Origin of the sequence: Holdemania filiformis DSM 12042, from assembly GCF_000157995.1 — a bacterium.
Classification (GTDB): domain Bacteria; phylum Bacillota_I; class Bacilli_A; order Erysipelotrichales; family Erysipelotrichaceae; genus Holdemania; species Holdemania filiformis.
Genome location: NZ_GG657557.1, coordinates 54,211 through 72,372, shown reverse-complemented (window position 1 = coordinate 72,372; position 18,162 = coordinate 54,211). Strand labels below are relative to the sequence as shown.

The window sequence follows — 18,162 nt, the reverse complement described above, 5'->3', positions numbered from 1 at the left end:
AGTAGCTGAGGACGTGAGCCGACGTTAAAAGGCAGAAAATGTGTTGGCATTTTTGGTGAGTGGAGAAAAGACAAACAGCGTCTTTTTTCAAACAAGGTGGTACCGCAGGAAATTCAGCCTGCCCTTGAAGGAAAGTTTTATGCTTTCCGCGAGGGCGGGCTTTTTATTTTCTCTGTCATGCCTCTCGCTTAAAAGCCAGAACGAACAGGAGGCGATGAGGATGGCGATGAACATCCGGATGTGGACTGAAGGAGAACACAGTCGGCCGTAAGGCTAAAAAGAAACACGCTGTCCGCTGAGCGGCGGACGGTCAAGAACCGGAAATCGGGGTTCAGGATGAAAATCAAAGGAGAAAAGAGAAATGAAAAAATTGAAATCATGGATGATGATCGCGGCGCTGGGGCTGAGCTTGATGCTCTCCGGCTGTTCTGAAAAAGCGGCGGAAGGTCCGCGCATCGGCGTAATCCAGCTGATGGAGCACACCTCGCTGAATATGATTTACGACAGCTTGAAAGAAGAGCTGGAAACGCTTGGTTATCAGGATGGGGAAAACTGCACGATCGTCTTCAAGAACGCGCAGGGGGAACAAAGCAATATCGGCTCGATCGTATCCTCGTTCCAGTCGGAGAAGCTGGACGTCGTGGTGGCGATCGCAACGCCGACCGCCCAGTCTGCGGCCAGGCTGGCGGAAACGACGCCGGTGATCTTCTCGGCGGTTACCGATCCGATCACTTCCGGGCTGACGTCCAGTCTGGAGCATCCGGATCAGAACATCACCGGCACCAGTGATGAAGTGGCAGTCGCGCAGATTCTGGATCTGGCGCTGCAGCTGCAGCCGGAGCTGAAAACACTGGGAATGATTTACAACGTTGGGGAAGTCAATTCTCAAACCAACATTGCCAAGGCCAAGGAAGCGGCGGAAAAGCTGGGCCTGACGGTGATCGAAGCACCGGTGGCCAACACCTCGGAAGTCGCTCAGGCCGCGCAGGTATTGAGTGAAAAATGCGACGCGCTGTTCTCGCCGAACGACAACACCGTCGCGACCGCGATGAGCACCGTTACGCAGATCACCCGCTCGGCCGGAATTCCGGTTTATGTCGGGGCGGATTCGATGGTCATGGACGGCGGCACGGCGACGATCGGCATCAACTACGTCGAGCTGGGGAAGGAAACTGCCCGGATGGTCGATCAGGTGCTCAAAGGAACCGACGTCAGTGCGATTCCCGTCAAGGTCTTTAATGAAAATCTGAGCGTGTACGTCAATACCGACGCTTTGGAAGAGCTGCATCTGACGCTGCCGGAAAGCCTGGCGGCAGACGCGCAGCTGGTAACGTTAAAAGATCCGCAGTAAAGAAAGGAGGCGTCGACAATGTCGCTGGATACATTTTTATCTACGCTGCAGCTGGGTCTGGTCTATTCCGTGCTGGCGCTGGGGTTGTTTCTCTCGTTCAGGATTCTGGATACGCCGGATTTAACGGTCGACGGTAGCTTTGTGACCGGCATGGCGATCAGCGCGGTGCTGACGCTGGCAGGACATCCGATACTGGGACTGGCCGCGGCGTTTGCGGGCGGCCTGGGCGCGGGCCTGGTCACTGGTCTGCTTCATACACGGTTAAAAATCCAACCGATTCTGGCCGGCATTCTGACAATGACGGCGCTGTATTCCGTCAACCTGAGAATCATGGCGGGCAAACCGAATTTGTCACTCTATAAAAAAGAAACGTTGTTTTCCTTGTTTGAGGGGAGCGTGCCGCAGGCGACGACAGTGCTTCTGCTTCTCACGGTCGCCGGGCTTGTGATCCTGTTGACGGTCTTTCTGAAGACCCAGCTGGGGCTGTCGCTCCGGGCGACGGGGGACAATGAGGAAATGGTCCGGGCGTCGTCGATCAACACCGATTCGATGAAGCTTCTGGGCTTGGCGCTGGCCAACGGCTTTGTCGCTTTATCCGGCGGTCTGTTGGCGCAGCAGCAGCAATTTGCGGACAACAACGGCGGTTTGGGCATGCTGGTGCTGGGACTGGCGTCGATCATCATCGGCGAAACCTTGTTTGGCAAAGGGGGACTGGCGCATCATCTGATTTCCATCTGCGCGGGCACGATCGTCTACCGTTTTGTGCTGACCTTCGCGTTGTCGCTGGGGCTGGCGGCCAGCGATTTGAAATTATTCTCGGCGGCCCTGGTGGTCCTGGCGCTGGCGCTGCCGCAGATGCAAGGACAGCTGAAAAGGAGGAGGAAACGTCATGCTTGAGGTACGCGAAGCTACCGTCGTCTTTAACGGCGGAACAGTGAATGAAAAAACAGCGCTGGATCATGTCAGTCTGACACTGGAAGCGGGCGACTTCGCCACGGTGATCGGCTCCAACGGCGCGGGAAAGAGCACGCTGCTGGGGGCGATTGCCGGCAGTCTGCCGTTAAGCGCGGGTCAGATCGTGCTGGATGGACAGGACATGACGCGGATGAAGGAACACCGCCGCAGCCATGCGATCGGCCGGTTGTTTCAGGATCCTCTGAAGGGCACGGCGCCCACGATGACGATTGAGGAAAACCTGGGGTTGGCGTACAGCCGGGGAAAGCGAAGGTCGCTGCAGCTGGGCGTCAGCCGGAAGGACGAGCAGTTCTTTTATGATCTGTTGAAATCGCTGAATCTCGGGCTGGAGGAACGGATGAAGACGCCGGCCGGCCATTTGTCGGGCGGTCAGCGGCAGGCACTGACGTTGTTGATGGCGACGGTTGTCACGCCGAAACTGCTGCTTTTGGACGAACACACGGCGGCGCTGGATCCGCGCACAGCTCAGGCGATCATGGAACTGACGCAGCGGATTATCGAACGGGATCAGATTACAACGCTGATGATCACGCACAATATCGAAAACGCGCTGGCGTATGGCAATAAAACCATCGTCATGAACGAGGGGCGGATGCTGCATATTTATAGCGGGGAAGAACGCCGTCGGCTGAGCGTCAAAGACGTCATGGCTTTGTATGAAAGCGAACACGCGGCGCTGTCCGACCGGACGATTCTGGGCCGGTGACGCCCGGGATGGGCGAAGGATACAGCGGGTGAAGTCAATCCCAGTTGATCACGATGGAATGTTTTTGCGGAGCAGCGGGTTTCAGGACGAGCGATGACGCATTGAGCAAAATTAACTCAGGAATGAAAGAAAAAGGTTGAAATTCCATCCGGAATGTCTATACTAAAGGTGTAAGGTGTTGCTGAAACGCGGCACCCGTCATGCGCTATCTCTTATGAGTGTGGCGGCGGACAGATGAGCGCTGGGTTTTCTTGGGAGTTGACACAGCGCCTTTCTTTTTGGCCTCTATAATTTTTAAGCGGCATTCAATCACCTTGATCGAGCATTCGATCAAGGGCAAACCAACTTTCAAAACTACATTGACAAAAAGTTCCAGGAAATGTTCCATAGAATTGCCCTCCTTTAATGACAGACGACAAAAATCTGTCGGTTTGAATCGAATTGAAAAGGCCAAAAGTCGATTCTGTCCGGACGGGCATCCGCGGTTCAACAAAACCCTACACTATTAATATTGCGGAAAAGTAAAAATAACCCCCTAAGAAAATGATGAAAAATATGTTCACAAAGTAAAAAAAGAGCGCTGAAGATACTTTTCGGAAATAAGCTTCAATTTTGCTTAGTACTCAATATCGCGGCGAATTTTTCAATTTGAACGTCTTATCGAACAATTTTTTTTATTACTTTTCGGGGCTGAGGAATGGGTTTAAATAAGAATGGAAAATATTACTATTGACATTATTCCGCGATATTGGTAAAGTGAAAGTGCAAAAAGGGTTGTTACTTAAGGCAAAACCTTCCGCTGTTTCGGCAGCTGGGTTTTGCCTTTTTTTATATCCTGAGGGAAGGAGCGTTACTTATGTTAATCTATCGTATTTTAAACAACAACGCTGTCATTACAAAGGATGAACACAACAAGGAAATGATCGTCATCGGTAAGGGGATCGCTTTTAAAAAGACGATGTACGACGAGATCGATCCGGAACAGATCATTAAAGTCTTTGTCTTAAAAGACAAGCAGGACCGGAATAAGGTCGAAGCACTTTTGGCCGATATCCCGCTGGATTATTTTGAGATTGCCAAGGAGATCAAAGTCGCGGCGGAAGAATGTCTGGCATGCAAGCTGGATGACGGAGTGATCGTGCGGCTGGCGGATCACATTCATTACTCTGTGATCAAATCGCAAAAAAACATCAGCACTCCTAATTTGATGCTGAATGAAATCCGTCAGTTTTATCCGAAGGAATACGATATCGGCCGGCAAGCCATTCAACTCGTGAATCAACGATTCCAATCAAACTTGGACGAAAATGAAGCAGGTTTCGTTACTTTCCACATTGTAAGCAGCGAAAGTCAGGAAGGCCCGGTTGATTTTCACGAAATGCTGGAAGTCTTAAAAATGATCATCACGACGATTGAAGACTACTTTCAACTTCATTTAGATACGACGACATTCGATTATTCGCGGTTAGTAACCCATTTAAAATTTTTTATCCAGCGCATGCTGCTGCAGGGCCGGCAGACGAATCAAAGTCTGCAAGGCGACAGTCTGTATGAAATGCTGGTCGCGCAATACCCTCAGATCAACCAGTTTTTAAATCACATGAACGCAAGATTGCTGCTCGACTACAACTACGAACTGACGGATTCGGATCGCATGTATCTGATCATCCATCTGGCTCGGCTGCTTAAAAACAGATCTTAACGATACAAAGGCGCCTGTATTGTAGAGATAAATTATGAGGAGGATTGGAAATGGATAACAATCTGCGGCTGGCAAAAGAAATTATGAGCCATGTCGGCGGTGTGGGAAACATCGCGTCATTGAATCACTGTTCTACCCGTCTGCGTCTGCGCGTCAATCATGAAGAAAACTTTGATGTGGAGGCGATCAAAAAGATCGACGGCGTTCTGGACGTCGTCAAAGCGATCGGCGGATTTCAGATCATCGTCGGCAACAACGTATCCAAAGTCTATGCTGCGATCGTGGCCAACTATGACGTGAAGGTTGGAGAGGAAGGCGGCCGGGTTGCAGGCAATGTGTTTGGGGTCGTGCTAAACGTTCTTTCAGATATTATGGGTCCGGCGGTTCCGGCGATTGTCGCAGCCGGCTTGTTCTCCGCGCTCGCTACAATAGGTAAACTGCTGGGGCTGGCTGAGGAGAGCACGACTTATCAGATTATTTACAGCGTGTCGCAGGCTCCGTTGTATTTCCTGCCGTTTATCGTCGCGTACACTTCCGCGAAACATTGGAAACTGAATCCGGTCATGACCATCGCGCTGGCCGGTGTGCTGAACTATCCAAGCTTTACCGCGCTGGTGGAAACAGGAACTCCGATCACGCTGTTCGGCTTGCCGGTTACGGCTGCCAGCTATGCGTCTTCGCTAATCCCAATGATCCTGACGTGCTGGGCAATGTCTTATGTCAATCGGTTTATTGAAAAGTATTGTCCGGATTCCATTCGCTATGTCATGGTGCCGTTTTTAACGATGATGGTTATGGTCCCCGTGATGTTGTGCGTAACGGGTCCGGCCGGTTCCTGGGTCGGAACCTTGATGAGTTATGTGATTACCTGGATGAACAACACAATGCCGGGCGCGGCGGTTCTGGTTGTGGGTATCATAACGCCATTCCTTGTTTTAACCGGCAGTCATCTGGCCTTACTGCCTCTGGTGATGACGGAATTTGCCACCCTGGGGTTCGACGGTATTTTATTCCCGGCGTTCATCGGTATGAATTTCTCGCAATTTGCTGTTTCACTGGCCGTTTTCCTGAAAGCCAAGAATAAATCGTTGAAGTCAACGGCCTTCTCAACCGGCATAACCGCATTTCTGACCGGCACGACGGAGCCGGCGCTGTACGGCTTATGCCTGCGCTTGAAAAAGCCGCTGATCGCAACCTTCATCGGCTGTGCTGCCAACGGTCTGTATTGCGCAATTACACGCATCGTGACCTACGCCTTCGGCGCGCCGGGATTCTTCACGATGCTGAATTTCCTGGATCCGACAGGGGCCCGGCCGAATAATTTCTATTTGTCGCTGGGCGCCGTTGCCGTAACGATCATCGTCACCTTTGCGGCCACCTGGCTGCTGGGGTTTGACGAATCGGGATTCGAAGACGAAACAAAAAAGGCGGACTCTGCACCAAAAAAAGCGTAAACGAATCAATAATTACCAGCCCGGTTACTGGTTCGTTAAAAGCGTTGGAGGATATCGGTGATCCTGTGTTCTCAACAAAAATGATGGGCGACGGGATTGTAATTATCCCGGAAGAAGGAAAAGTCTGTGCACCGGCGGATGGCGAGGTGATCGTCATTCCGCCGACAAAACACGCGATCGGATTCCGCACGGCATCCGGAATGGAAATCCTGGTTCATGTCGGTTTGGATTCAGAAAAAATTGAAAATGAGTTTAAAGTGAAAGTGAAGGAAGGCGATCAGGTTCAGCGCGGCGACGTGGTCATGACGTTTAATCTGAAACGGCTGCAGGACAAAGGCGTGCGTCTGGATACCCCGGTGATTATAACCAACGGTGCGGGAGCCAGCGAATTCGTCAAGACGCAGCAGCGGCATGTGAACACCGGCGATAACCTGATCGCGATTATCTGATGTTGAAAGACTCCCTGGGAGTGATAAAGGAAGGTGAGCTTGATGATTATCGACGGACATACCCATCTTTGTTTCGACGGCAGTCAGCCGATCGCTTCATTTGAAAATTTAAAGAAGGAAATGGCGTTGACGCACACGGATCACGTCGTGGCGTTTCCCCTTTCCGTCCGCTTTGAAGACAATCTGCGCTTAGCTGAATTAGCGCGGGAAAATCGTTTTCTCATTCCGCTGGCGTTTATCGATCCCCGTCAGCCGGACTGTGTCAGCCAACTGAAGCAATGTATTCAGGAACACGGCATGCGCGGGTTGAAGCTTCATCCGACGCTGTCTCAATTTCACATCGACGATTTAAGCCGGGTTTCCGGATTGATGGACTATTGCGACGCCCGCCGGCTTCCGGTCGTGGTTCATTGTGCGACGGACGATCCCTACGTTCATCCCTTCCGGGTTGAGACGTTAGCCCGGCTCTATCCTCATGCGATTTTCCAAATGGCGCACATGGGAGCGATCTGGGCGGCAGACGCCGCGATTGCGGTTGCCAAACGCAATGCCAACGTATATCTCGACACCGGCATCGCTTCGTCCAACGCTGTGCGCCGGGCGATTAATGAAGTGCCGGATAAAGTGATTATGGGTGCAGACTTTCCGTTCTATATGTATTCGATGGAACAGGAAAAAATCCGGCGGGCGTTTGAATACTCAATTCATCATCAAGAGCCGGAAGTTTTAGCCGCGCTCATGGGCGGCAACTGCCAGCGTGTTTATGGAATCACGGAAAACGAATAGGAGGAAAACATGGGATTTCGCAACGATTTTTTATGGGGCGGCGCGATCGCTGCTTGTCAGACGGAAGGCGCGTGGAATGAAGAGGGAAAGACGCTGACCTTTCCGGATATCGTCAAGAAGATTAAACCGGAACAACGCCGGAATTTTGGTCAGGCCCAAATTGACGAACAGGCTCTTGAAGCGGGGAAGACCGGTCCGGTCAGCGACTACCCGAAACGCTGGGGAATTGATTTTTATCATACATATAAAGAGGATATCGCTCTGTTTGCGGAAATGGGATTTCAGGTTTTCCGCTTCTCGATTGCATTGGCCCGGGTTTTTCCGCATTTGGACGATCCTCAGCCCAATGCCAAGGCGCTCGCCTATTACGACGCGGTGATCGACGAATGTCTTCGTCATCATATAGAACCGCTGGTCACGATCGTTCATTTTGATCCGCCGATCGCCGTATGGGAGAAATACGGCGGCTGGTGCAATCCGGCGATGATCGACGTCTACGTCCGCTATGCCGGGGTGCTGCTGGAGCGGTACAAGGACAAGGTTAAATACTGGGTGACCTTTAACGAGATCAACATGGCGCTGAAAGCCCCGTTTAAAACGCTCGGCATGCTCAGCGGTGAGGGCCTGGAATATGAAAACCGCCGCTGGCAGGGAATTCATAATCAGTTTGTGGCCTCGGCCCGAACCGTTATCCGGGCGAAAGAAATTAATCCGGCGATGATGGTCGGCTGCATGATCGCCGATATTACGACCTATCCTTACTCTTCTGATCCGCGTGATGTGCTGGCTAATCTCAAATTTGATCAGAAAATGAACCTGGGCTTTTTAGACGTGATGGTCAAAGGCCGTTATCCGTATTTTCTTAAAAATTATTTTGCCCAGGAAGGGATTCAATGGACGTGTTCCGAGCAGGATGCGGAATTATTGAAACAAGGGACAGTTGATTTCGTCGGATTCTCTTATTACATGTCAATCGTTACTTCCTATACAACTAAGGATAAGCAGCTGACCAACGGCAACATGACCGGCGGATTGAAGAATGCGTGTCTGTCTTCAACGGAATGGGGCTGGCAGATCGACCCGGTGGGGTTAAGGATTACGGCGAATCAGCTTTACGACCGATATGAAAAGCCGTTGTTCGTTCTGGAAAACGGCATCGGCAGCGTGGAAGTTCCGGGTCCGGATGGACAGATTCACGATGCTTACCGGATTGCGTATTTGCGGGATCATCTGCGGCAGTTGAAATTGGCGGCGGAGGATGGCTGCGAGATTTTAGGCTATACGATGTGGGGGCCGATCGATCTGATTTCATCACAAACCTCAGAGATGAGCAAGCGTTACGGCTTTATCTATGTCGATCAGGACGATGAAGGCCAGGGATCAAAACAGCGGATCAAAAAAGACAGCTTTGCCTGGATGCAGCGGGTGATCGCGACGAATGGCGAGGAATTATAACGAGGAGGGAACAGCTTGGAAATCTATCGGATTGAGAAATTGCATGAAGACTTGTATTGTATCCGGGAAACGGAATCCGTCAATATTTATGTGATCCTGGGCGAGGAAAAAGCGCTGGTGCTGGATACGGGGTATGGCTATGGCGATCTGATTGGAGAGATCCGCAAGATCACCGATAAACCGCTCGTGGCCGCTGTTACCCATGGCGATCCGGATCATGCGATGGGTAGCTTTCATTTTGATCAGGTTTATATCAACCCCGCAGATTTACCGGATCTGATCGCTTTCGATCATCCGCAGTTTAAGCGGTTGACCTTGGATTACCGGCTGCATAAAATGCCGCAGCTGAAAGGTAAGATTAACGAGGAAGCGTTCATGGCGACTTCGCTGGCTGAGGTACAGTTTCTCCCGCTGCTGGAAAACGATGTTTTGGATCTCGGCGGTCTGTCGTTGGAGGTGATTGCGATTCCCGGACACAGTCAGGGATCGGTTGCTTTTTATGAATCCCAGCGGCAGTGGTTATTTACCGGGGATACGATCACAGCCTATAATATCTGGAATCACAGCGCCTTCCCGCAGCATTGCAGCCCCTTGTCCGTACTGATGGCCAGCTATAAAAAAATCGCGGCGATGCGGGATCAGATCCAGGAAATCTATCCGGCGCATGGCGAGAAACCCCTGGGAACGGAAATCATTGACAGCGACATGGCCTGCGTTCGCGATTTGTGTCGTAATTATGCCGGCGATGCGTTGATTGAGACCTTTGTCGGGCCGGCTTACCGGCATCAGTATCAGGATCGAATTTTGTTGTACTCCAAACCAATGTTGGAAGAAGCACTGAAAAATGGAGTGGAAGAATGAAAATTATCGTATGTGAAAATGAACAGGAAATGAGCAGGAAAGCAGGGCAGCTTTTTCTGGAACAGGTTTACAAGAATCCAAATCATCGGCAGAATCTTGCGGTTACGGCAGGAAAGACGCCGCGGATAATGTATGAACTCATCGTCCCGGTCATCAGGCAGTTCCCGAATGAAAACGTCGACTATTATTGCTTTGATGAAATTCCGGTTCGTCAATCTGCAGCTGGATTGACATTCCAGGCGCTAAATTCCATGTTTTTTCAGCCAGCTTCAATCCCCTCGGAACAGCTTCATTCCCTGGATGTCAACCAGGCGGATGTCGTTGATCAGCAGTTGGAAAGCTGCGGGGGACTGCAGTGGATTCTGATGGGGTTAGGCTTGGACGGTCACTTTTGCGGCAATCTGAGCGGAACGCTGAAGCATTTCGGCGAGGGGACGCATCTCGTTTCCTGTCAGATGAACGAGCGGATTCATAAACGCATGCTTGAACTTTGCGGTACGGAAGAAAATATGCCGGACGCGTATGTTACCTTCGGACCGAAAACGGTCATGAATGCTGAAAAACTGACAGTGATTGCCAGCGGAAAGGTGAAGGCGGAAATCGTTAAAAAGGTTGTGGAAGGTCCTGTGACACTTGATGTTCCCGCGTCGATTCTTCAGCTGCATCCGGACCTTACGTTTGTTTTAGACAAAGACGCGGCGAGCTTGTTAAACCCGCAGCACAGTTTCATGCAGTACCTGGAGAAGAACTGAGAACCGGCATGAAGATAAGTAAAATAGGATTATCAACAGAATAAACGCTTTGAAAAACTACGTTTTATCGGATGTCTTTTCAATATCAGGAAGCAAAAATTTGTGAAGTGCCGCCGGATCCTAAGTTCAAAGCGGCGCTTCTTTTTGTTTTCTGTCTTTTAATTCAGAAATTATTTTTGGCATAGTCCTACATTCAATGTTAAAATTCAGATGACGCATGAATCTGGAGGAGAGCTGGCGTTTATAAACTTAAAATACTCCCAAGAGATAGGTCTCGGGAGATAAATTTAGACTATGAAAAAATACCCAATTTATTTTATTTACTGGCTGCTTCACCAATACAAGCTAGTTTATCTATTACTAATTCTAAATCGACATCATATAAGATTACAAATATCGCTTTAATTGTAAAGCGTTTCCCGTCTTCTCTTGTTAAATTCATCGTCGTGCATAATCATTGTGTTTACCTTGAATGCTGCTGATAGTTCTTAAAACCATATTCAATATTCTCGAAGTATCTCATAAACGTCATTTTGAAATATCAAACGCTAAAAAAGGGGTAGCAATCAAGAAAAATTTACTACAATTTAAAATATAGAAAAGAGCTGTAATATGAAAACAGACTATACAACCTTTGTAAGGAATAGAATAACAAATCTTAGAATTAAAAAGAATGTAAGTGAATACCAAATGAGTTATGACTTAGGCCATAATAGAACCTATATTCACGGGATAGTCAGTGGGAAATCATTGCCATCCCTCAAAGAATTTATATTTATTTGTGAATATTTTGGTATCACCCCTGCTAATTTTTTTTCTAACCAAGATGATAATCCAATGCTAACAGCTCAAATTCTCTCGTCGATACAGAAACTAAATGACTCTGATAAAATACTGCTTATAGAAATTATGGAACGCTTTTCTGCATCTGAAAAATAAATTTTATTTCTTTGAAATATTTTGTTTTTTATATTCTGAACCAGTTTCATTGGCGTAATGATTTAAAAGATGAATTGTATTTCGCATATCTGCTTCCGTTGCGTCAGGGTGAATCGCACATATTCTTAAAACAGTTTTTCCATTTAATTTTGTAGTTAACACGCAGGCAAAACCATCTTCAATCATTTTTTGAGATATTTTTGCGTTGATCAACTCCAATTCGTGTTCGTCGAAGTGATAGGAAGCATATCGAAAGTTAACGATAGCGAGCTGTGCTGATGTAATAATTTCCCATTCTGGATATTTCTTAATTTCACTCTCCGCCCATTCCGCTAACTGTATACCATGCTCTACCATTTGACTTAATTTTTCTGTTCCTAAAGCTTGGATCGTAAACCACAATTTTAAACTGCGGGCCGGCCGGGTTAATTCAGGACCCCAATCCCAATAATTCCTCTGATCATTTTCAGTGACAGCATCCTTCAAATATTCAGGGTGAGTGCTGAAACAGTTAATTAAATGCCGTTCTTCCTTCATCAGAATCATACTGCATCCGTAAGTCTGAAAAAGCCATTTGTGTGCATCCCAGGTTATGCTGTCAGCACGATTTATGCCATCCAGCAAATGTTTATATTTCGGGGAAATCAGCACAGAACCGCCATAAGCACCATCGACATGCATCCATAGATCATATTTCTCACACAAATCAGCAATGTCATGCAGTGGGTCGACACTTCCCGTGTTTGTCGTACCCGCGGTGGCTACGACAACAAATGGCTTTTTTCCTTTTTTTATATCTTTGATGATTTCTTGTTCTAATTGCGTAACATTCATACGATATTCATCATCTGTTGATATATTTCTAATCTGTTCTGACCGAAGGCCCATAATACGCAGATTTCTTGTTACACAAGAATGTGTCTGTCCTGATAAATAAGCAATTCCATCGGCATATTCATTTTCTGTTAATTTCACATTTCTTGCGGTGATCAGAGCTGTCAGATTTGACATAGAGCCGCCGGATACAAACAATCCTCCAGCAGAATCAGGATAGCCGGCCTGTTGGCAAAGCCATTGAATTACTTCCTGTTCAATACAGCTGGCACTTGAACTTTGCAGCCAGCTGCCCGCATGCGGATTATATGAATAAGTCAATACATCCGCCAGCCAAGATACCGGTGTGGCGGGACTGGGTACAAACGCAAAAAAACGAGGATGCTGCATGATTGCCTGGTTGGCATAGACTTCATCAATCATTTCATCAATTACACTTTTGAGCGGACGTCCAGTTTTAGGAAAACCTATATTTCTTAGTCTTTTAATAGTCTCCTTGTCCGCTATCGTAACAGCCCTCTGATCAGAAACACTCTCGTAGGATGATAAATAGCTTTGTGCAATGTACTGTATAGATTGATATAACTCAGATTTCATTGATTCATTCATAAGTTTTTTCTCCATTCCATTTGAAAATTATAGATTCTTCGATCAAGTATTTAATAACTGACTTTTTCACTTACGTTTCAACCATAGAATATTCCTTTCCTCTTTACAGCTTTTTGGTAAAACATTATAATAGTACAAAACAGCCAATATATCGTATGTACGGTATAAAGATACATCTTGTTCGATATATTGTCAATAGGGAGGGGATTTTTTGGATTATATGAATTCAATAGTAGCCGCTAATATAAAAAGACTACGCGAAGAAAGAAAACTCAGTATGGAAGAATTGGCAAAATTCAGCAGTGTCAGTAAAAGTATGATCGCGCAAATTGAACGAGGCGAGGGAAATCCAACATTATCAACATTATGGAAAATATCAAACGGACTGAAAGTACCCTTTGATTCATTAACGGTTCGTCCAAAAACACAACATGAAATTGTAAAAATTTCGGAAATTCAACCTTTGTTTGAGAATGAGGGAAAAGTAAGAAATTATTCCTTATTTCCTGACGATGAAAATCGTCGTTTTGCCATTTACTATTTGGAATTAGAAAAAGGGAGCTATTGGGAATCAGAGGCTCATTTACAAGGAACGACTGAGTTCATTACTTTATTTTCAGGGATCGTTAAAATAAAAGTAAAAGACAAACATTTTATTATCCAAAAGGGTGACAGCCTGCGTTTCAATGCAGACGCTGTCCATTCATATCAGAATATAGGTGATGAAATGGCAATGATGCATATGACAATTTATAACCCTTAATCGTTTGGAACCTTCTGATCATCCAGGCCATTTTTAAAACAATAAAGTTATAGTGAATTTTTGTCACTTCTATAAATATCCAGAACTCTTTTGTATCTTCTTGCGCTTCGTTTTCCTGGTTTAACTGGTTTAGGTTATTCAGAATCTTCAGTGTAAGTTGGGATCTGACGATTATCTGAATGTTTATAATGCTCTAGTATAAATACCGAAGGAGCCGGGACTTATTTGTGCGGAAGCATTCCTATTGGTATTCTGCAAAACATTTATAGGTAAAACAAGCTTGCGTATTTATAATCCGAACCAATTTATTTTAATTGAATTTTTTAACCAAATTCTGTAGTAATTTGGCAGGGTGTTTGCTATGATAAGATCAAACAAAGGAGAACAAAAAATGATACTGGACGATTATCAAAAACGGGTAGACCAACTGTTTGAACAAATCAAAACGACACAGCGGGAAAACATCATCACCGCGGGGAAAATGATCGCGGAAACGATCGATGCGGGCGGCAATATTTATCTCAGCGGCATCTGCCATTCCATCGAAATGGATCTGTTCAACCGCGGCGGCGGACCGGCATTTTATAGAACATTCCATTATAAGTTGGACGTGCAGTCGGATGCCCGCGAGCGCGACCGCAGCGATCTGGACACCGATATGGAAGGCTTAGGCGAATATATCTTAAAGGCATCGACGATCCGGCCGGGCGACATTCTGTTTGTCGGTTCGGTTTCCGGACGGACCAAAGGCGTCGTCGACCTGGCTTGGGAAGCCAAGAAAATGGGAATCAAGGTCATTGCGATGAGCTCGATGAGCTATGCGCAGACAGTGGACGCCGTGCATTCATCCGGCAAGAAGCTGTATGAATTTGTCGATCTGACGCTTGACAACTGCGCTCCGGCAGCGGAAGCCATGCTGAAAATTGACGGCATCGAAGCGAACTTCGCGGCGGCCAGCGGCATCGCCAGCTCCTACATTCTCTGGTCGGTGACGGCAGTCGCTTTGGAAGAAATGATGAAGAGCGGCAAGACGCCGTTGTTGTTAAAGAGCGCGAATTTCCCGGGCGGCCCGGAATACAACAATACCGAAGTTTATCCGCATTATAAGGAATTCGGCTGGTAAATCACCGCTTTCTGAATGAAATCAGGAAGAAATGCAGCGGAAACGGGTTGTTCCTAAGAAGAAAGCGTTGACAAAACTTGTTCTTTTGGCTAGAATTACAAATGTATTTAGGGTTGTAACTTGAAAAAGGCAAAGCCTAAACTATATTCCATACGATCGCTTTTTCTGATATTATGGGTGTAGTTTAGGCTTTTATTTTGGAAAGGAGGGATGAAATTGCGAGTAAAGAAAGTGTTCAACAACAATATTCTGTTAGCCGAAGACGAGAACTTGCTGGAAGTGATTCTGATGGGACGCGGCATCGGTTATGCCATGAAGCCGGGCGATCCGGCGGATGAATCCAAAATCGATAAGGTTTTCAAAATTACCGCGCATCAGCAGCAGGAGGATTTTGTCAAACTGATGAAGGAAATTCCGATCAACCATCTGGAACTGACAAAAAAGATCGTTGAAATGGCGCAGAAGGAATTGAACGTTCAATTTGACGACGTAATTTACATCGGCCTGACCGACCACATTCATTTTGTGATCAAGCGCGCGAAACAAAATGAACAGCTCAAAAACGCGCTGTTGTGGGAAATCAAGAAATTCTATCCGCGCGAATTCGCCGCTTCGATGAAAGCGCTGGAGCTGATCGAGTATTCCGAAGGACTGCAGCTGACGGAGGATGAGGCCAGTTTCATCGCCATGCATTTTGTCAATGGCCAGCAAAGCGGCGAAGCGATCCGCGAAACAGTAGAAGCCACGCAGATTATTCAAGACATCCTGAATATTATCAAGTTTCATTACAAGATCGATTTGAATGAGAATTCGATCAATTACAGCCGGTTTATCACGCATATCCGGTTCTTCCTGCAGCGAATCCGCGGCTCGCTGAACGTCAGCGAGGACGATTATCTGTTTGAGAAGGTAAAAGAAAAATACCCGGATGCGTATGCCTGCGCAAGCCGGATTAAAACGTATCTGGACGCGAAGCTGGGCGTGGAGCTGACCCATGAGGAAATGCTCTACTTCATGCTTCACATCCGGAGACTGACAGAAAGAGAAAAGAGCCAAGCGTAGGATTGTAACCGCAAGGGCAAAGCCTGCCGTTCGTTTTCCCCTTTCTATCCCGTTTTTAAACGTGGAGCGAAAAGGAGGAAAGCGGCGACAGGTTTTTTTGTACCCCGATGCCGGACAATTTATCAGGCTCAGAAAGTTAAGAAACAGGGCCGCTTCCCGCGGCCAAGGAGGAGAAGATGAAATACGAAAGCTTAGTCCGCGCGATTTTCAATGAGATCGGCGGCGAACACAACATCGCGTCCGTAACCCACTGCATGACGCGGCTGCGGTTTACGCTGAAGGATGAGTCCAAAGCGAATATTGAAAATGTGAAAAACATTGCCGGAGTTGTCGGCTGCGTCAACAAAGGCGGTCAGTTCCAGATCGTCATCGGCACGCAGGTCGCCGACGTCTACAATGAATTAATTCAGATTGCGCACATTCAGACGGATGGGGAGGAAAAGAAGGAGAAGAAAAACCTGATCTCCGCGTTATTTGACACGATGGCGAGCATCGTCATGCCGATGATCGGTCCGCTGGCCGGCGCTGGAATGATCAAAGCGATCCTGTCCATTCTCGTGCAGTTCAGCCTGATCGACAACACGACACAGACTTATCAGATATTCTATATGGTCGCTGACTGCGTCTTCTATTATATGCCGTTCTTCCTGGCCTTCTCCGCAGGAAAGAAATTCAAATGCAACCCTTATTTATCGCTGATCTTTGCGGCGATGCTGGTGCATCCGACCTATCTGGGCTTAAAAACCGCAGGCGATCCGGTAACGCTGCTGGGCCTGCCGGTCACGCTGGCAACCTACACTTCCAGCGTCGTTCCGATCATCCTGATCGTCTACTTCCAGTCGATTGTGGAAAAGTGGGTGACGAAATGGACGCCGAAAGCGATTAAAACCTTCTTTGTTCCGATGATTGTGATCCTGGTCACCGTCCCGGTCGGATTTATCGTTCTGGGGCCGTTAGGCGCGATCTTCGGCAATTATCTGGCATCGTTCTTCACCTTCCTGGACACGCAGGTCGGCTGGCTGGTTCCGATGCTGGTGGGCGGCTTATGTCCGCTGTTAGTCATGACAGGGATGCACTATGCGCTGGGCAGCGCGCAGTCGATTCAGCGGGCGACGGTCGGCTATGCAACAATTCTGGCGCCGGGAATGGTTTGCAGCAACATGGCGCAGTCGGCGGCAACCTTCGGCGTGGCGCTGAAAACGAAGGACAAGGAATTGAAATCACTGGCGTCCACCGTTGGCGTCACAGCGCTGTGCGGCATTACGGAACCGACCTTGTACGGCATTGGCATGAAATTGAAACGGCCGTTATACAGTGCGATGGCAGCTGGTGCGATCGGCGGTCTGTATGCTGGTCTGACCGGGGTTAAGCAGTGGGCTTACGGAACGTCGACGATCTTTGCGCTCCCGGTTTATTTGGGCAGCGACAACTCGTTCATCAATATCTGCATCGCCGTCGCGATTTCGATGGTATTGGCGTTCGTGTTCAGCTATCTGACGCATAAGGATCCGGCGCCGGCTTCCAGCAAGGCGGAAGCGGCAGTCAAGCCGGCGGTGCTGAATAAAAAGCTGGTGATTCATTCTCCGGCCGCGGGTCAGCTGATTCCGCTGGAACAGGTTAAGGATGATACGTTCGCCAGCGGCGCACTGGGTCAGGGCTGCGCTTTGATTCCGGAAAGCGGCGAGTTTGGTTCGCCGGTCAAAGGCAAGGTTGCGATGTTGTTTGAGACCAAGCATGCGATCGGACTGATCGCCGAGGATGGCACGGAAGTGCTGATTCATATCGGTTTGGATACGGTCAAGCTCAACGGCGAGCATTTTACGGCGAAGGTCAAAACCGGCGATGCGGTCGAAGTCGGCACGCCGTTAGTGCAGGTGGATTTAAAAGCTGTGCGGGATGCCGGTTATGATCTGGTAACGCCGGTGCTGATCACAAATTCCGCAGAGGTGCTGGACGTCGTGGAAAACAGCCGGGAACATGTCGAAGCCGGTGATGAAATTTTAACGGTGATCCGCTGATGACCTTTCCGGAAGGGTTTTTATGGGGCGGCGCGCTGGCAGCCAACCAGTGCGAGGGTGCTTATCTTGAGGACGGCAAGGGTCTGTCCCAGCAGGACGTCATGCCGCAGGGCGTGCGCGGACCGGTCACCGACCAGCCAACTCCTGATAATTTGAAACTGATCGGCACGGATTTTTATCACCGCTATCGGGAAGATATCGCGCTGATGGCGGAAATGGGTTTCAAGGTATTTCGTTTCTCCATCGCGTGGAGCCGGATTTATCCGCGCGGGGATGAGGCCGAACCCAACGAAGTAGGACTGGCGTTCATGACCGGGTGATCG

Annotated in this window: 17 protein-coding genes and 1 pseudogene; 16 read left to right on the top strand and 2 right to left on the bottom strand. The window is 48.3% G+C overall.

What is annotated here, in order from left to right; genetic code table 11:
• The first annotated feature begins 361 nt into the window (after positions 1 to 361).
• From HOLDEFILI_RS09265 to HOLDEFILI_RS09255, 3 genes are read left to right on the top strand one after another with little or no spacing between them, the layout of a single operon-like run.
• The gene (locus HOLDEFILI_RS09265) at positions 362 to 1,351 is read left to right on the top strand and encodes an ABC transporter substrate-binding protein (protein WP_006059369.1); all 990 of its coding nucleotides are present in this window, start codon (positions 362 to 364) and stop codon (positions 1,349 to 1,351) included.
• 18 nt (positions 1,352 to 1,369) lie between these two features.
• Complete coding sequence (locus HOLDEFILI_RS09260; RefSeq protein ID WP_006059368.1) at positions 1,370 to 2,248, top strand: ABC transporter permease; 879 nt, start codon at positions 1,370 to 1,372, stop codon at positions 2,246 to 2,248.
• Positions 2,241 to 3,032, top strand: a complete 792-nt coding sequence (locus HOLDEFILI_RS09255; protein ID WP_006059367.1) for an ABC transporter ATP-binding protein — start codon at positions 2,241 to 2,243, stop codon at positions 3,030 to 3,032. The genes HOLDEFILI_RS09260 and HOLDEFILI_RS09255 overlap by 8 nt, the downstream gene beginning before the upstream one ends.
• A gap of 205 nt (positions 3,033 to 3,237) precedes the next feature.
• On the opposite strand, the gene HOLDEFILI_RS09250 is transcribed toward HOLDEFILI_RS09255, so the two are convergent.
• Positions 3,238 to 3,420: a hypothetical protein gene (locus tag HOLDEFILI_RS09250; RefSeq protein WP_006059366.1), complete on the bottom strand. Its 183-nt coding sequence runs from the start codon at positions 3,418 to 3,420 to the stop codon at positions 3,238 to 3,240.
• Between the two features lie 468 nt (positions 3,421 to 3,888).
• On the opposite strand from HOLDEFILI_RS09250, the gene HOLDEFILI_RS09245 reads away from it, so the two are divergent.
• The 8 genes from HOLDEFILI_RS09245 (at position 3,889) to HOLDEFILI_RS09210 (ending at position 11,430) form a co-directional block, all read left to right on the top strand.
• On the top strand, positions 3,889 to 4,734 hold the full coding sequence (locus HOLDEFILI_RS09245) for a PRD domain-containing protein (protein WP_006059365.1): 846 nt from the start codon (positions 3,889 to 3,891) through the stop codon (positions 4,732 to 4,734).
• Between the two features lie 50 nt (positions 4,735 to 4,784).
• Positions 4,785 to 6,188 carry a PTS transporter subunit EIIC gene (locus tag HOLDEFILI_RS09240; RefSeq protein WP_006059364.1) on the top strand — a complete coding sequence of 468 codons (1,404 nt, stop codon included), beginning with the start codon at positions 4,785 to 4,787 and terminating at the stop codon, positions 6,186 to 6,188.
• Entirely contained in the window at positions 6,134 to 6,637 is a 504-nt protein-coding gene (locus tag HOLDEFILI_RS09235; protein WP_083787597.1) for a glucose PTS transporter subunit IIA, read from the top strand. The genes HOLDEFILI_RS09240 and HOLDEFILI_RS09235 overlap by 55 nt, the downstream gene beginning before the upstream one ends.
• A gap of 42 nt (positions 6,638 to 6,679) precedes the next feature.
• The gene (locus HOLDEFILI_RS09230; protein ID WP_006059362.1) at positions 6,680 to 7,423 is read left to right on the top strand and encodes an amidohydrolase family protein; all 744 of its coding nucleotides are present in this window, start codon (positions 6,680 to 6,682) and stop codon (positions 7,421 to 7,423) included.
• 9 nt (positions 7,424 to 7,432) lie between these two features.
• Positions 7,433 to 8,878 (top strand): glycoside hydrolase family 1 protein, encoded by a 1,446-nt coding sequence (locus HOLDEFILI_RS09225; RefSeq protein WP_006059361.1) that lies wholly within the window; start codon positions 7,433 to 7,435, stop codon positions 8,876 to 8,878.
• A 15-nt stretch (positions 8,879 to 8,893) separates the two neighbouring features.
• Entirely contained in the window at positions 8,894 to 9,739 is an 846-nt protein-coding gene (locus HOLDEFILI_RS09220) for an MBL fold metallo-hydrolase (protein ID WP_006059360.1), read from the top strand.
• Complete coding sequence (locus HOLDEFILI_RS09215) at positions 9,736 to 10,491, top strand: glucosamine-6-phosphate deaminase (protein ID WP_006059359.1); 756 nt, start codon at positions 9,736 to 9,738, stop codon at positions 10,489 to 10,491. Before HOLDEFILI_RS09220 ends, HOLDEFILI_RS09215 begins: the two co-directional genes overlap by 4 nt.
• Positions 10,492 to 11,103: 612 nt before the next feature.
• Positions 11,104 to 11,430, top strand: a complete 327-nt coding sequence (locus tag HOLDEFILI_RS09210; protein WP_006059356.1) for a helix-turn-helix domain-containing protein — start codon at positions 11,104 to 11,106, stop codon at positions 11,428 to 11,430.
• 3 nt (positions 11,431 to 11,433) lie between these two features.
• Here HOLDEFILI_RS09210 and HOLDEFILI_RS09205 read toward each other — a convergent pair whose 3' ends face one another.
• Positions 11,434 to 12,873 (bottom strand): pyridoxal phosphate-dependent decarboxylase family protein, encoded by a 1,440-nt coding sequence (locus tag HOLDEFILI_RS09205; RefSeq protein ID WP_208854964.1) that lies wholly within the window; start codon positions 12,871 to 12,873, stop codon positions 11,434 to 11,436.
• A gap of 220 nt (positions 12,874 to 13,093) precedes the next feature.
• Here HOLDEFILI_RS09205 and HOLDEFILI_RS09200 point away from each other — a divergent pair, with 220 nt between their 5' ends.
• The 5 genes and pseudogenes from HOLDEFILI_RS09200 to HOLDEFILI_RS09180 all read left to right on the top strand — a co-directional run.
• Positions 13,094 to 13,636, top strand: a complete 543-nt coding sequence (locus HOLDEFILI_RS09200) for a helix-turn-helix domain-containing protein (protein ID WP_006059354.1) — start codon at positions 13,094 to 13,096, stop codon at positions 13,634 to 13,636.
• A 391-nt stretch (positions 13,637 to 14,027) separates the two neighbouring features.
• Positions 14,028 to 14,759 carry a sugar isomerase domain-containing protein gene (locus HOLDEFILI_RS09195; RefSeq protein WP_039864589.1) on the top strand — a complete coding sequence of 244 codons (732 nt, stop codon included), beginning with the start codon at positions 14,028 to 14,030 and terminating at the stop codon, positions 14,757 to 14,759.
• 210 nt (positions 14,760 to 14,969) lie between these two features.
• A complete protein-coding gene (gene licT, locus HOLDEFILI_RS09190) occupies positions 14,970 to 15,821 on the top strand; it encodes a BglG family transcription antiterminator LicT (RefSeq protein WP_006059352.1) in 852 nt (283 codons plus the stop codon).
• Between the two features lie 176 nt (positions 15,822 to 15,997).
• Positions 15,998 to 17,839, top strand: a complete 1,842-nt coding sequence (locus HOLDEFILI_RS09185) for a beta-glucoside-specific PTS transporter subunit IIABC (protein ID WP_006059351.1) — start codon at positions 15,998 to 16,000, stop codon at positions 17,837 to 17,839.
• A pseudogene (locus HOLDEFILI_RS09180) lies at positions 17,839 to 18,147 on the top strand (family 1 glycosylhydrolase); the annotation flags it as partial. The gene HOLDEFILI_RS09185 and the pseudogene HOLDEFILI_RS09180, both read left to right, overlap by 1 nt.
• Positions 18,148 to 18,162 lie beyond the last annotated feature (15 nt).

Bases quoted from the DNA above. Each gene is read 5' to 3' on its own strand.
- HOLDEFILI_RS09265 (WP_006059369.1), top strand. From the start codon at position 362: ATGAAAAAATTGAAATCATGGATGATGATCGCGGCGCTGGGGCTGAGC.
- HOLDEFILI_RS09260 (WP_006059368.1), top strand. From the start codon at position 1,370: ATGTCGCTGGATACATTTTTATCTACGCTGCAGCTGGGTCTGGTCTAT.
- HOLDEFILI_RS09255 (WP_006059367.1), top strand. From the start codon at position 2,241: ATGCTTGAGGTACGCGAAGCTACCGTCGTCTTTAACGGCGGAACAGTG.
- HOLDEFILI_RS09250 (WP_006059366.1), bottom strand. From the start codon at position 3,420: ATGGAACATTTCCTGGAACTTTTTGTCAATGTAGTTTTGAAAGTTGGT.
- HOLDEFILI_RS09245 (WP_006059365.1), top strand. From the start codon at position 3,889: ATGTTAATCTATCGTATTTTAAACAACAACGCTGTCATTACAAAGGAT.
- HOLDEFILI_RS09240 (WP_006059364.1), top strand. From the start codon at position 4,785: ATGGATAACAATCTGCGGCTGGCAAAAGAAATTATGAGCCATGTCGGC.
- HOLDEFILI_RS09230 (WP_006059362.1), top strand. From the start codon at position 6,680: ATGATTATCGACGGACATACCCATCTTTGTTTCGACGGCAGTCAGCCG.
- HOLDEFILI_RS09225 (WP_006059361.1), top strand. From the start codon at position 7,433: ATGGGATTTCGCAACGATTTTTTATGGGGCGGCGCGATCGCTGCTTGT.
- HOLDEFILI_RS09215 (WP_006059359.1), top strand. From the start codon at position 9,736: ATGAAAATTATCGTATGTGAAAATGAACAGGAAATGAGCAGGAAAGCA.
- HOLDEFILI_RS09210 (WP_006059356.1), top strand. From the start codon at position 11,104: ATGAAAACAGACTATACAACCTTTGTAAGGAATAGAATAACAAATCTT.
- HOLDEFILI_RS09205 (WP_208854964.1), bottom strand. From the start codon at position 12,873: ATGAATGAATCAATGAAATCTGAGTTATATCAATCTATACAGTACATT.
- HOLDEFILI_RS09200 (WP_006059354.1), top strand. From the start codon at position 13,094: ATGAATTCAATAGTAGCCGCTAATATAAAAAGACTACGCGAAGAAAGA.
- HOLDEFILI_RS09195 (WP_039864589.1), top strand. From the start codon at position 14,028: ATGATACTGGACGATTATCAAAAACGGGTAGACCAACTGTTTGAACAA.
- licT (WP_006059352.1), top strand. From the start codon at position 14,970: ATGAAATTGCGAGTAAAGAAAGTGTTCAACAACAATATTCTGTTAGCC.
- HOLDEFILI_RS09185 (WP_006059351.1), top strand. From the start codon at position 15,998: ATGAAATACGAAAGCTTAGTCCGCGCGATTTTCAATGAGATCGGCGGC.